Source organism: Cryobacterium adonitolivorans (assembly GCF_004402695.1).
Taxonomy (GTDB): Bacteria; Actinomycetota; Actinomycetes; order Actinomycetales; family Microbacteriaceae; genus Cryobacterium; species Cryobacterium adonitolivorans.
Genome location: NZ_SOFL01000057.1, coordinates 1 through 12556 on the forward strand (window position 1 = coordinate 1; position 12556 = coordinate 12556).

Below are 12556 nucleotides of genomic sequence, written 5' to 3' on the forward strand. Positions count from 1 at the left end.
AACCGACGGCGAACCTCACGCGGAAACCCCGTACGACCACCCATAACCAACACCTCAATCAATCAGGTGTTGCAACGACCCCCTGAACCCAAGGGGCGCAATTGTCCGCACCGGCCACAGTTGCGGGGCTGGGTTCCCTAGGCGACGGTGGTGCCGAACAGCAGACCGAGCAGGTAGGTGACCCCGGCGGCGCCGAGGCCGATCACGAGCTGGCGCAGTGCCCGCTTCAGCGGCGGACCGCCGGAGAGCAGCCCGACGACAGCGCCGGTGGCCAGCAACGCCAGGCCCACGAGCACCGCGGCGACGATGATCGCGGCGACACCCTGCATGCCGAACACGTAGGGCAGCACCGGCAGCAGCGCCCCGGAGGCGAAGAAGCAGAAGCTGGAGATCGCGGCACCCATGCCGGTGCCGATGGCCTCGTGCTCGTCGATCTGGGAGGTGCTCGAGGCGTTCAGCCGGCTCACATCGAGCGCTCCGGTGGCGACGGCCACGGTGCGCAGCATCTCGCGGGCGTGCACCTCGGCCTCCTCGGGCGTCATGCCTTGGGCACGGTAAACCAGGGTGAGTTCGTTGGCGGCCTCGTCCAGGTGCGAGAGCACGCTGCGCGTGGCCGGGTTCGGGGTGGACGCCTCGAGGAGTTCGCGTTGGGAGCGCACCGACACGTACTCCCCAGCGCCCATCGACAGGGCCCCTGCCAGCAGCCCGGCGATGCCGGTGAAGAGGATGGTGGCGGTGGGCACTCCGGTCGCCCCGATGCCGAGTACGAGGGCGAGGTTGCTCACCAGGCCGTCATTGACGCCGAACACCGCGGCACGGAAGGTGCCGGACAGCCGTTGGCGGCCCCGAGCGGCCAGGCCGCGTACGACCTCCTCGTGGATACTCTCGTCGGCGGCCATGGCGCTGGTGGCATCGGCGTCGCCGTCGTATGGTGACCGGGCCTCAGCGCGTTGGGCGAGCGCCAGCACGAAGACCGAGCCGAACCGGCGGGCCAGCAGGCCCAGCACCCGGGTGCGCAGCGCACCCTTCCGGGGCGCCCCGACCCTGTCGCCGAGCAGGTCGCGCCAGTGCGCTTCGTGGCGCCCCTCGGCCTCGGCGAGGGCGAGCAGAATTTCACGTTCCTCCCCGGTACGCCGTCCGGCCAGGTCACGGTAGACGGCGGCTTCGGCCTGTTCATCGGCCAGGTAGCGCCGCCACCGACGGATGTCTGCCTCGGCGGGCTGGTTGAGGTCGGCCACCGCGATCACGACTCCGGAGCTGCCTCGAGCGAGCCCTGCGACACGCGGGCCGAATCGTGCGGGCCGGTGCCGTCGAGTCCGTAGAACGGCTCCTCGAAGTGCACCACCCACACCGCCTCCTTGCCCACCACGGGCGCGTAGAGCGCCGAGCCGACGAGTTCCCCGGGCGCGGTGATGACCCCGATCGGGTCCTCCACCATCGAGTCGGGGTAGCGGCTGCGGTCCAGCCGAACCACCACCTGCATACCGACGCCGAACACCACGGTCGCCCCATCCGGTGCGGGGGCGTTGGCCGGCCGGCGGTTCCAGAGGGCCATTACTCCCCTGACCCCGACGGTGCCGGCTCCACCGCTGCACTGCCGGCACGTTCGAGCACGAGTTCGCGCACCCTGGCGGCATCCGCCTGGCCGCGCATGGCCTTCATCACCGCGCCGATGACGGCACCGGCAGCCTGAACCTTGCCGTCGCGGATCTTCGCGAGGACGTCGGGCTGGGAGGCGAGAGCCTCGTCGATGGCCGCGATCAGCGGGCCGTCGTCGCTGACCACGGCAAGGCCGCGGCTGGCGACGACCTCGCTGGGGGTGCCCTCGCCGGCGATGACGCCCTCGAGCACCTGGCGGGCCAGGCGGTCGGTGAGCGTGCCGTCGGTGATCAGTTCGATCAGTGCGGCGACCTGCGCCGGTGTCACCAGGCTGTCGGCGGAGACGCCGGCGGCATTGGCGAGGCGGGCGATTTCGCCGGTCCACCACTTGCGGGCTGCCTGGGCGGGCGCGCCGGCGGCGATGGTGGCCTCCAGAACGTCGAGGAGATCGGAGTTGACGACATCCTGGAACTCGAGGTTCACAAAGCCCCAGTCGGCCTGCAGCCGCTTGCGTCGGGCCGCGGGCGGCTCGGGCAGCGTGGCGCGCAGCTCTTCGACCCAGGCGCGCGACGGGGCGACGGGCACCAGGTCGGGCTCGGGGAAATAGCGGTAGTCGTCGGCGTCGCTCTTGGGCCGGCCGGCGGAGGTGGTGCCGGTGTCCTCGTGCCAGTGCCGGGTCTCCTGGGTGATTGTGCCGCCGGCGTGTAGCAGCGCGGCCTGACGCTGGATCTCGTAGCGCACGGCGCGTTCGACGCTGCGCAGCGAGTTGACGTTCTTGGTCTCGGTGCGGGTGCCCAGGATGTTCGAGCCGCGCGGGCGCAGCGACACGTTCGCGTCGCAGCGCACGTTGCCCTCCTCCATGCGTGCGTTCGAGACGCCGAGCGCCTTGACGATCTCGCGGATCGCGGCAACGTAGGTCTTGCCGATCTCGGGTGAGTCGGCCTCGCCGCCCTCGATCATCTGGGTGACGATCTCCACCAGCGGCACGCCGCCGCGGTTGTAGTCCACCAGCGAGTAGTCGGCACCCTGGATGCGTCCGGCGGCGCCACCCATGTGGGTGAGCTTGCCGGCGTCGTCCTCCATGTGCGCGCGCTCGATGTCGACGGTCACCAGGCGGCCGGTCTCCAGCTCTATGGTGAGCTGGCCGTTGAACGCGATCGGTTCGTCGTACTGCGAGGTCTGGAAGTTCTTCGCGGTGTCGGGGTAGAAGTAGTTCTTGCGGGCGAAACGGCTGGTCTCGGCGATCTCGCAGCCGAGGGCCAGGCCCAGGCGGATCGAGGACTCGATGGCCTGACGATTCACCTGCGGCAGCCCGCCGGGCAGGCCCAGGCAGGTGGGGCAGGTGTTGGTGTTGGCACCGGAACCGAATTCGTTGGCGCAGCCGCAGAACATCTTGGTCTTGGTGTTGAGTTCGACGTGCACCTCGAAGCCGAGCACCGGCTCGAACAGTTCGAGGGCCTTGTCATAGTCCATCAATTCAGCTTTCGCCATCAGACGGCTCCCCCTTCGGTTGCGAACATTTCGATGTTGGCCAGCGCGGGCGCCTGGCTGAGCAGGGTGTGCCCCCAGTGCGCCTCGAGCAGCTGCTCGACGGCGGCGCCGAACGTGTACAGGCGGGCATCCGCGCGGGCGGGCGCCATCACCTGCAGACCCACCGGCAGGCCGTCCTCGGGCGCGAGGCCCATCGGCAGGCTCATGCCGGGGATGCCGGCGAGGTTGGCCGGGATAGTGGTGATGTCGTTGAGGTACATCGCCATCGGGTCTTCGGTCTTCTCACCGAACTTGAACGCCGTCGTCGGCGCCGTGGGCGAGACGAGCAGGTCGACCTTGTCGAACGCGGCGGCGAAGTCGCGCTGGATGAGCGTGCGCACCTTCTGGGCGCTGCCGTAGTAGGCGTCGTAGTAGCCGGCGCTGAGGGCATAGGTGCCCAGGATGATGCGGCGCTTGACCTCGTCGCCGAAGCCGGCGTCGCGGGTGGCGGCCATGACGCGCTCGCTGGTGAGCGGGCCGTCTTCGGGGTTGACCCGGATGCCGAAGCGCACGGAGTCGAAGCGAGCCAGGTTGCTGGACGCCTCGGCGGGCAGGATCAGGTAGTAGGCGGAGACCGCGTACTCGAAGTTCGGGGCGCTCACCTCGCTGACGATAGCGCCGGCCGCGGACAGCAGGGCCAGGGTCTCCTCGAAGCGCTGCTTGACGCCGGCCTGGAAGCCTGCGCCGTTGAGTTCCTTGATCACGCCGATCCGCACACCCTTGAGGGCGCCGTCGGCCAGCCCGGCCTGGGCGGCGGCGGTCATCGACGGCCACGCGTCGGTGAGCGAGGTGGAGTCCAGCGGGTCGTGCCCGCCGATCACGTCGTGCAGCAGGGCCGCGTCGAGCACCGTGCGGGTGACCGGGCCGACCTGGTCGAGCGAGGAGGCCAGCGCGATCGCGCCGTAGCGGGAGACGCCGCCGTAGGTGGGCTTGACGCCGACGGAACCGGTGACGGCGGCGGGCTGGCGGATGGAGCCGCCGGTGTCGCTGCCGAGCGCCAGGGGCGCCTCGAAGGCGGCGACCGCGGCCGCTGAGCCACCGCCGGAGCCGCCGGGGATGCGGTTCAGGTCCCACGGGTTGTGGGTGGGGCCGTAGGCGGAGTGTTCGGTGGAGGAGCCCATCGCGAACTCGTCCATGTTGGTCTTGCCGAGGGGGATGAGGTCGGCGTCGCGGATGCGTCGAACGACGGTGGCGTCGTACGGCGGGATCCAGCCCTCGAGGATCTTCGACCCGGAGGTCGTGGGCATGTCGTGGGTGGCGAGCACGTCCTTGATGGCGATCGGCACGCCGGCCAGCGGACCGAGCTTCTCGCCGGCGGCTCGACGGGCGTCGACCCTGGCGGCGGTGGCGAGGGCGGCGTCGCGGGCCACATGCAGGAATGCGTGCACGTCGGGCTCGACGGCGTCGATGTGGTCGAGGTGGGCGCGGGTGACGTCGACGGAGCTGACCGAGCCGTCGGCGAGCAGGCCGGCCAGGGCGGCGGCGGTCTGGTTGATGAGACTGGTCACGGGTTACTCCTCGTCCAGGATGGCGGGCACGCGGAATTTGTCACCGGCACGGTCGGGGGCGCCGGAGAGGGCCTGGTCGACGGTGAGCGACGGCACGACGACGTCGTCACGGAACACATTCGTGAGCGGCATCGGGTGGCTGGTCGCCGGTACGTCGGGCGTCGCGACCTCGGCGACCCTGGCGACAGAGTCGACGATCTGGCCAAGTTCGACCGTGAGGCGATCGATTTCTGCCGAGCTGAGGTCGATCCGGGCGAGGTTGGCCAGATGGGCAACCTGCTCGGCCGTGATTTCAGACATGAAACTCCCAAGAAAATCGAAGCGGAAGCTTCAATTCTATTCGTCGCCGTCGGTGGCCAGGTCCGCGTTGTCGGTGCCGATCAGCGCCATGTTGTGCAGGGACTCGCTTCCGGGCTTGAAATAGTCGTTGTGGCCGAGCGATCCGTCCAGCCAGGCGCCGGTGACGACGTCCGTCGCGCCGTTCACGCCGAGGGCCCTGGCGCCATAGGAGGAGGCGCCGGGGTCGCTGCCGAAGAACGCCGAGTTCACCGCCGGGTCCCAGTCGGCCTTGCCGACGAAGACGTTCCCATCGGCGACCTTGAGCTTGTCGGCGGATTGGATCTCGCTTCCAGGGGAACCGACGACGACGAGCGCGTCCACCTCCACGGAACCATTGGCCAGCGCCATGAGCGACACTGTCGAACCGTAGGAATGCGCGAAGACCGAGATGAAGGGCTGGTCGGCTCCGCGACTGGCACGAACGCCGGCCCAGGAGGTTTCGAGGAAGTTGGCGCCTGCCACGGCGCGGTCCCGCCCGCCGACGGAGAACAGGTCGGGCGCTTCATAGCCGATCCAGGAGATCGTGGCCACGGTCTTCGCGGTGGTCGCCGCGGCATCCGGGTACCCGGCGTCCAACCGGACGGGGCCGCCTGATGCGGATGCCGGCGTGACGGATGCGATGACGGATGTGGCCTGGGGCGCGGCGGGTTTTTTCGCTTGTGCCGCCAGGACGGCCAGCTGTTCGCGGTAGACGTCGTCGGCCACGGTGGTCCAGTTCACCATCTGCGGTTCGACCTGATAGTTCATCCCCGGCACCAGGTAGCCGATGTAGTCGGCGGTGTCCGGGTTGCCCAGGGCGATGGCCGCCCGCCCCGACCCGTTCGGGTCGAGCAGGATCAGGCTGCGTTTGGGCCCGCCGTCGCTGGGCTGCAGGGCGAGCTGGACCTGGCCGAGCGTGGCCACCCGGCTGGTGGTCAGGGAGCGTTCGGACTCCGACGGGTGGCCGGCGAGGACTCGCTTGGCGTCGGCGAGCGACGCGCGCAGGTAGCGCTCGTTGGCGCGGCTGCGCTCGGCCAGCGGTACGCCGTCGAGGTTGCCGACCAGCCGCGGCGTCGCGGCGGTGAGGGTGGCCCGCTGCCTGGGGTCGAGCATCGTCCACCAGGCCGAGACCACCGTGGCTTCGGGCGGGGTCGTCAGCAACGTGTCGATGTGGGTGGGATGTTCGGCCGCGAAGGTCCTCAGCTCGGCGTCGGCGAGGTGGGACATGCCCACGAGCAGGTTGGACCCGGTCATGGTGCCCAGGGCGGCCACGTCGATGTCGATGGCGGCGGCCGATTGCACCTCGAGCTGCGACCAGGCCGGCGAGGCGCCCACGTCGCTCTGGCGGTCGGAGACGCGGGTCGGAACGGCCTCGTAGACGCTGACCTGCGAATATTCAGGCATCGAAACGGGCCCGCCCACCCCGACGAGGGCGAGCGAGGCAGTGAGCAGAGCAGCGGCCTCGAATAGCACGATGCGTCCCGTCCCCTCCCGAACGAATGAGCAGCAAGCAGACTCGACGCCCCTGGCAAGTCATGCGCTCTCAGCCTACCGAGCCGAGCGGGCTGCCACTGCCCCTCATTCAGGGCGATCGGGGGCTTTTTGGTGCAAATTCACGCCAGTGTGTCCGGCAGGTTTCCGGCTCGGGCATCCGCGGACACCGTGAGGTAAATTTATAACGCCGAACGCAACTGTTGCCCGTTCGGACTTCTGCGCCCGGTGCGCCGGACGCAGACGTCCGCTTCGGCAACAGTTGCCCGGCCGGGGATCGGCTGGCCGACGACTCAGCCGCCGGCGAGCTCGGCCAGCAAGGCGACCTCGTCGGCGTCGGCCAGGCCCGCCCGGCGTGGGCCCTGCGGCACCCTGAGGCGCTCCCAGCGCAGGGTGTCTGCGAGGGTCTCGGCCAGCGGGCGGGTGACCAGTCCGGCGGCGCGGGCGGCGCTGCTGTCGCGGGCGTTGAATCCGGCGAAGTCGGGCAGCGGCAGCCAGAGCGGCAGCGACCGGGCCCCGGACCAGGGCTCGACGTCGTGGTCCAGCAGCCAGCGGGCATTCGCGCCAACGACCGGGCCGGTGTGCCCGGCAACTCCCCTCGCCACGGCCAGGTGTTCGGCCAGCGGCACCGTCTCCCCCATCGTGTTGAACACCCCGGCGGTGCGGTCCTCGGCGGCGTCGACGATCCACTCGGCCAGGTCGCGCACGTCGATCACCTGGGTGAGCAGGCCGGGAACATCCGGCACCAGCACACTCCCGTCCGCGGCAGCGGGCTGGCTGAACCGCAACGGCCAGTAGCCGGTGCGGTCGAACACGTCACCGGGGCCGCCGATCAGGCCCGACCGCGCGATGAGCGACCTGTCGGCGCCGAATGCCCCGAGCACCAACTCTTCGCAGGCCACCTTCGCTTCACCGTAGGTCTCCATGGATTCCATCACGTCCCCCTTCAGCGCCCGCAGCAGCCCGGCGCTCTCGTCCTGCCCCGGGGTGGCGGTGTCGGCATAGACGTTGCCCGACGACACGAAAATATACGAAGCGGCCCGCTCGCGCAGCGCCGCCACGGCCGAGGCGACCTGCCCGGGCTGCCGCGACACGTCCACGACCACATCCCAGTCCTCTGAGACCACTTCCGCGTACGCCCCGGCCTGGTCGCGGTCGCCTCGCACGAAGCGGATGCCTGCCGGCGCATTCCCGGATTCGCCCCTGGCCAGGCAGGTGACCCGGTGGCCGTGGTGCATCGCCGCCGTCGCGATGGTGCTGCCGAGCCAGGCCGTACCGCCGAGAATGAGGAATCGCATGAGGCCAGCTAACCCAATCATCTGTCCCCGCGGCAAGGGCGTTTCGCTCTGGGCACAGTAGATAGGGAGCAGCGACCGAGCCCTCCCGCCGGCGTGGGGCTAGTCGGTGTCGCGGCCGGGCTCGGTTGCGGCGACAGACTCTGGTTCGGCATCGGTCGCGGCCGGAGCCTCCGCCGCCACGGCATCGGGCAGCCCGGCCGGGCCGTGCTCGAGGAGCAGCCGGAACTGGTCGGCGTCGATGATGCGCACCCCGAGCTGCTCGGCCTTGGCCAGCTTGGAGCCGGCGCCGGGGCCGGCGGCCACGAAATCGGTCTTCTTCGACACGCTGGAGGCGTTCTTGCCGCCGGCGGCGATTATCGCCTCCGACGCGCCCTCGCGGGTGAACCCCTCGAGCGAGCCCGTCGCCACGACGGTGAGCCCGGTGAGCACTCCCCCGGCCGCTGCCGCTGCGCCGGGACCAGGATGCCCCGGCGTGCTGAACTGCACTCCGGCCGCGGCCCACTGCTCAACGATCTCGCGGTGCCAGTCCACCTCGAACCAATCGATCACGGCGTCGGCGATGATGCCGCCCACCCCGTCGACCTCGGCGAGTGCGTCGCGGCCGGCCGCCCGGATGGTCTCGAGAGAACCGAAGTGATTTGCCAGGGCCCGTGCGGCCACCGGCCCCACGTGACGGATGTTGAGCGAGACCAGGATGCGCCAGAGCGGCTTGGTCTTGGCGAGTTCGATCTCGGCGATCAGTTTCACGGCGTTGGACGAGGGCTGCGGGCCGTCCTGGCCGGCCTTCTTCTCGGCGGCGGACGGATTGCGCCGGAACGGGGTGCGCTGGCGCACCGTTCCGTCCTCGTCCTCGCGGGGCAGGCCGGTCTCGGGGTCGCGCACGACGACACTGATCGGCAGCAGATCCCCGATAGTGAGGTCGAACAACCCGGCCTCTGTATCCAACGGCGGCGTCTCGGGCACCGTGGGCTGGGTGAGCGCCGCCGCGGTCACCTCGCCGAGCACCTCGATGTCAAGGGCGCCGCGCGAGCCGATGTGCTCGACCCGGCCGCCGACCTGGGCCGGGCAGCTGCGCGCGTTGGGGCAGCGCAGATCGATGTCGCCTTCCTTGGCAGCCTTGAGCGGGGTGCCGCACACCGGGCAGTCGGCAGGCATCACGAATTCGCGTTCGGTGCCGTCGCGGAGTTCAACGACCGGGCCGAGAACCTCGGGAATCACGTCGCCGGCCTTGCGCAGCACGACGGTGTCGCCGATGAGCACGCCCTTGGCCTTGACGACGTCCTGGTTGTGCAGGGTGGCCTGGCGCACGACGGACCCGGCGACCCGCACCGGTTCCATCACGGCAAACGGAGTAGCCCGGCCGGTGCGGCCCACGCTCACGACGATGTCGAGCAGCCTGGTGTTCACCTGCTCCGGCGGGTACTTGTACGCGATCGCCCAGCGCGGCGCCCGGCTGGTGGCGCCGAGTTCGTCGTGCAGGGCAAGCTCGTCCACCTTGATGACGATGCCGTCGATCTCGTGTTCGACGCTGCCGCGGTGTTCACCGAAATACTCGATGAACGCGGATGCCTCGCCCGGCGTTGCGACAACCTTGTAGTGGGTGCTGGTGGGCAGGCCCCAGCTGTCGAGCAGGTCGTAGACGGCGGACTGGGACTCCGCGCCAGGGTGGGCCCAGGCGCCGATGCCGTGCACGAGCATCCGCAGCCGGCCGAGCCTGGCTTTCATCAGGGCCAGCTGGTCGGCGTTCTTGCTTTCGGCCTTCTGCCGCAGCGACCCGCTGGCCGCGTTGCGGGGGTTGGCGAACACACGTTCACCGGCAGCGCTCTGGGCGGCGTTGAGTTCGCGGAACGCCTCGACGGGAAAGAAGACCTCCCCGCGAACCTCCATCAGCGGCGGATGCCCGGTGCCGCTCAGCCGGGCGGGGATGCCGGGCACGAGGGCGATGTTCTCGGTGACGTCTTCGCCGACAACGCCGTCGCCGCGGGTTGCGGCGCTGACGAGCACCCCTTTCCGATAACGGAGGTTGATGGCCAGGCCGTCGATCTTGAGTTCGCAGAGGTAGTGCACGGCGCGGTTGGCGTCGCGTTGCACCTTGGCCGCCCAAGCCTCGAATTCGTCGATGGAGAACACGTTGTCGAGGCTGAGCATCCGTTCGGCGTGCTGCACCGGGTCGAACAGGGTGGTCTCGGCGCGGCCGCCGACCGTCTGAGTGGGGCTGTCCTGGCTGGCCAGCTCGGGGAAGAGCCGTTCGAGTTCGCCGAGCCGGATGATCAGGGCGTCGTACTCCGCGTCGGAGATGACAACCTCGTTGCGCTCGTAGTACGCGTCACGGGCCTCGAGGATACGGGTAGTGAGACCGGCGGCCTCGTCGCCGGCCGCGGCCAGCGCGGCCGCGGGCGAACCCTGCGTCGCGTCAGGCATTGACCGTGGCGGGGTCGGCAACTCCAGCGGAGTCGACGGGCACGGCGCTGACGGTGCGATCGATGGTGCACTGGCCCAGCACCCGGGTGCCCACGTAGACGACGGCGGTCTGGCCGGGAGCCACGCCGGTCAGCGGCTCGGTCGGGAGGATGCGCAGTTCGGTGTGCGCCACGGTCGGCGGGTTCGCGGAGGGGTCGGCGTGCACACTGATGACCTGGGCCACGGCGGGCTCCGGGTCGGCGTGGGCACGGATCTGCACGTCGCAGGCGAATTCGATCTCGGGGTACTCCGGGGCGCGTCCGGCCCAGGTGTACTTGGTGCCGGCGATCTCCTTGATCGCCAGGGCCTCCTTGGGCCCGACGACCACGGTGTTGGACACCGGGCGTACCTCGAGCACGAACCGGGGCTTGCCGTCGGCGGCGGGGGTGCCGATCGAGAGGCCCTTGCGCTGGCCGACGGTGAACGCCACGGCGCCCTCGTGCGAGCCGAGCTTGTTGCCCTCGCGGTCCAGGATGTCGCCGGTTTCCGGGGCGACCCGCTCGCCGAGCCAGCCGCGCGTGTCGCCGTCGGGGATGAAGCAGATGTCGTAGGAGTCGGGCTTGTTCGCCACCGAGAAGCCGCGCTCGGCGGCCTCGGCCCGCACCTCGGCCTTGGACGGCGTCGTACCGAGCGGGAACATCGAGTGCGCGAGCTGCTCCTTGGTGAGCACGCCGAGCACGTAGGACTGGTCTTTGGCCCAGGCGCTGGCGCGGTGCAGTTCACGGTTGCCGTCGGCATCCGTCACGATCGAGGCGTAGTGGCCGGTGCAGACGGCGTCGAAGCCGAGCGCCAGCGCCTTCTCGAGCAGGGCCGCGAACTTGATCTTCTCGTTGCAACGCATGCACGGGTTGGGGGTGCGGCCGGCGGCGTACTCGGCGATGAAGTCGTCGACCACGTCGAGCTTGAACCGCTCGGAGAAGTCCCACACGTAGTAGGGGATGCCGATGATGTTCGCGGCCCGTTGGGCGTCCATCGAATCCTCGACGGTGCAGCAGCCGCGGCTGCCGGTGCGGAGCGTGCCGGGCATGCGGCTGAGGGCCAGGTGTACCCCGACCACCTCGTGCCCTGCCTCGACCGCGCGGGCTGCGGCCACGGCGGAATCCACCCCACCGCTCATTGCTGCCAGAATCTTCACTGGTTAAGTGTACGCACGCGGCGCCGAGTCGGCCATTCCCGCGCCGAATGCCTGCGCCCAGGCGGCCGGGAGGGCGCTGATCAGGGCATCGACGTCGGCCTGGGTCGTCGTGCGGCCCAGGGTGATCCGCAGGGCGCTGCGGGCTTCGGCCTCGCTCCGGCCCATGGCGCGCAGCACGTGGGACGGTTCGGGGATGCCGGCCTGGCAGGCGGACCCTGTCGACACCGACACCCCGGCGACGTCGAGCAGGAACAGGAGCGAGTCGCCCTCGCAGCCGGGGAAGGTGAAGTGGGCGTTGCCGGGCAGCCGCCCGGCGGGGTCGGGATCGCCGTTGTAGACGGCGGAAGGCACCGTGGCACGTACCCCGGCGATCACGGCGTCGCGCAGCACGCTCAGGCGCCGGTTCTCGGCCTCGAGGTCGGCCGTCATCGCGGTGGCCGCCACCGCGAACGACACCGCCGCCGCCACATCCTGGGTGCCGCTGCGCACCTGGCGCTGTTGGCCGCCGCCGTGGATCAGCGGCACGACCGTAATCGTGCGCGACAGGACGAGGGCGCCGATGCCCACCGGCCCGCCGATCTTGTGCGCCGACACGCTCAGCGCGGACACCCCAGCGCCGTGCAGGGCTGCGAAGTCGATCGGCACGTGGCCGTACGCGGAGATGGCGTCCACGTGCACCGGGATGCCGTGGGCCGCGGCGAGCGCCGCGACCTCCTCGACGGGCTGCACCGTACCCACCTCGTTGTTGGCGGCCAGCAGGGTCATCAGGGCCACATCGTGCGGGTCCTGCAGGATCGCCGTTTCGAGGGCAGACACGTCGATACGTCCCAGCGCGTCCAGCGGGATCCACTGCACCCGGGCGCCCTCCTGCTGCGCGAGCCATTCCACGGTGTCCACGGTGGCGTGGTGTTCTCCACCGGGCACGAGGATCCGGGTGCGGGGCGCCCGGGCCCAGTACAGGCCCTTGATGGCCAGATTCACCGATTCTGTACCGCTGCCGGTGAAGACGATCTCAATGGGGTCGCAGTTCACGCTCGCGGCGACCCGTTCACGGGCCTCCTCGAGCATCCGCTTGGCGTTCTGTCCTTGGCTGTGGATGGACGCCGGGTTGCCGACGACGGCCATCGCTTCCGCATACGCGGTGATGGCGGCCGGCAGCATGGGAGCCGTCGCCGCGTGGTCGAGATACGCGTGGTCAAAATACACCGACATGTGCT

Annotated in this window: 10 protein-coding genes; all 10 read right to left on the reverse strand. The window is 70.1% G+C overall.

The window, feature by feature from the left end; translation table 11 throughout:
* Window positions 1–137: 137 nt before the first annotated feature.
* The 10 genes from E3O42_RS17175 to E3O42_RS17215 all read right to left on the reverse strand — a co-directional run bounded on the left by E3O42_RS17175 (window position 138) and on the right by E3O42_RS17215 (window position 12551).
* Window positions 138–1247: a VIT1/CCC1 transporter family protein gene (locus tag E3O42_RS17175; protein WP_241984900.1), complete on the reverse strand. Its 1110-nt coding sequence runs from the start codon at window positions 1245–1247 to the stop codon at window positions 138–140.
* A complete protein-coding gene (locus tag E3O42_RS18665; protein ID WP_241984901.1) occupies window positions 1244–1555 on the reverse strand; it encodes a hypothetical protein in 312 nt (103 codons plus the stop codon). The genes E3O42_RS17175 and E3O42_RS18665 overlap by 4 nt, the downstream gene beginning before the upstream one ends.
* The gene (gene gatB, locus E3O42_RS17180) at window positions 1555–3090 is read right to left on the reverse strand and encodes an Asp-tRNA(Asn)/Glu-tRNA(Gln) amidotransferase subunit GatB (protein WP_134455302.1); all 1536 of its coding nucleotides are present in this window, start codon (window positions 3088–3090) and stop codon (window positions 1555–1557) included. The genes E3O42_RS18665 and gatB overlap by 1 nt, the downstream gene beginning before the upstream one ends.
* On the reverse strand, window positions 3090–4637 hold the full coding sequence (gene gatA, locus E3O42_RS17185; RefSeq protein ID WP_134455304.1) for an Asp-tRNA(Asn)/Glu-tRNA(Gln) amidotransferase subunit GatA: 1548 nt from the start codon (window positions 4635–4637) through the stop codon (window positions 3090–3092). Before gatA ends, gatB begins: the two co-directional genes overlap by 1 nt.
* A gap of 3 nt (window positions 4638–4640) precedes the next feature.
* The gene (gene gatC / locus E3O42_RS17190; protein WP_088456438.1) at window positions 4641–4937 is read right to left on the reverse strand and encodes an Asp-tRNA(Asn)/Glu-tRNA(Gln) amidotransferase subunit GatC; all 297 of its coding nucleotides are present in this window, start codon (window positions 4935–4937) and stop codon (window positions 4641–4643) included.
* A 36-nt stretch (window positions 4938–4973) separates the two neighbouring features.
* Window positions 4974–6359: an alpha/beta hydrolase gene (locus E3O42_RS17195; protein WP_134455306.1), complete on the reverse strand. Its 1386-nt coding sequence runs from the start codon at window positions 6357–6359 to the stop codon at window positions 4974–4976.
* A gap of 380 nt (window positions 6360–6739) precedes the next feature.
* Window positions 6740–7744: an NAD-dependent epimerase/dehydratase family protein gene (locus tag E3O42_RS17200; protein WP_134455308.1), complete on the reverse strand. Its 1005-nt coding sequence runs from the start codon at window positions 7742–7744 to the stop codon at window positions 6740–6742.
* Between the two features lie 99 nt (window positions 7745–7843).
* Entirely contained in the window at window positions 7844–10165 is a 2322-nt protein-coding gene (gene ligA / locus E3O42_RS17205; protein ID WP_134455310.1) for an NAD-dependent DNA ligase LigA, read from the reverse strand.
* Window positions 10158–11321 (reverse strand): tRNA 2-thiouridine(34) synthase MnmA, encoded by a 1164-nt coding sequence (mnmA, locus tag E3O42_RS17210; RefSeq protein WP_134455448.1) that lies wholly within the window; start codon window positions 11319–11321, stop codon window positions 10158–10160. The genes ligA and mnmA overlap by 8 nt, the downstream gene beginning before the upstream one ends.
* A gap of 21 nt (window positions 11322–11342) precedes the next feature.
* Window positions 11343–12551, reverse strand: a complete 1209-nt coding sequence (locus tag E3O42_RS17215; protein ID WP_134455312.1) for a cysteine desulfurase family protein — start codon at window positions 12549–12551, stop codon at window positions 11343–11345.
* Window positions 12552–12556: the final 5 nt, after the last annotated feature.

Bases quoted from the DNA above. Each gene is read 5' to 3' on its own strand.
- E3O42_RS18665 (WP_241984901.1), bottom strand. From the start codon at position 1,555: ATGGCCCTCTGGAACCGCCGGCCGGCCAACGCCCCCGCACCGGATGGG.
- gatB (WP_134455302.1), bottom strand. From the start codon at position 3,090: ATGGCGAAAGCTGAATTGATGGACTATGACAAGGCCCTCGAACTGTTC.
- gatC (WP_088456438.1), bottom strand. From the start codon at position 4,937: ATGTCTGAAATCACGGCCGAGCAGGTTGCCCATCTGGCCAACCTCGCC.
- E3O42_RS17195 (WP_134455306.1), bottom strand. From the start codon at position 6,359: ATGCCTGAATATTCGCAGGTCAGCGTCTACGAGGCCGTTCCGACCCGC.
- E3O42_RS17200 (WP_134455308.1), bottom strand. From the start codon at position 7,744: ATGCGATTCCTCATTCTCGGCGGTACGGCCTGGCTCGGCAGCACCATC.
- ligA (WP_134455310.1), bottom strand. From the start codon at position 10,165: ATGCCTGACGCGACGCAGGGTTCGCCCGCGGCCGCGCTGGCCGCGGCC.
- mnmA (WP_134455448.1), bottom strand. From the start codon at position 11,321: ATGAGCGGTGGGGTGGATTCCGCCGTGGCCGCAGCCCGCGCGGTCGAG.
- E3O42_RS17215 (WP_134455312.1), bottom strand. From the start codon at position 12,551: ATGTCGGTGTATTTTGACCACGCGTATCTCGACCACGCGGCGACGGCT.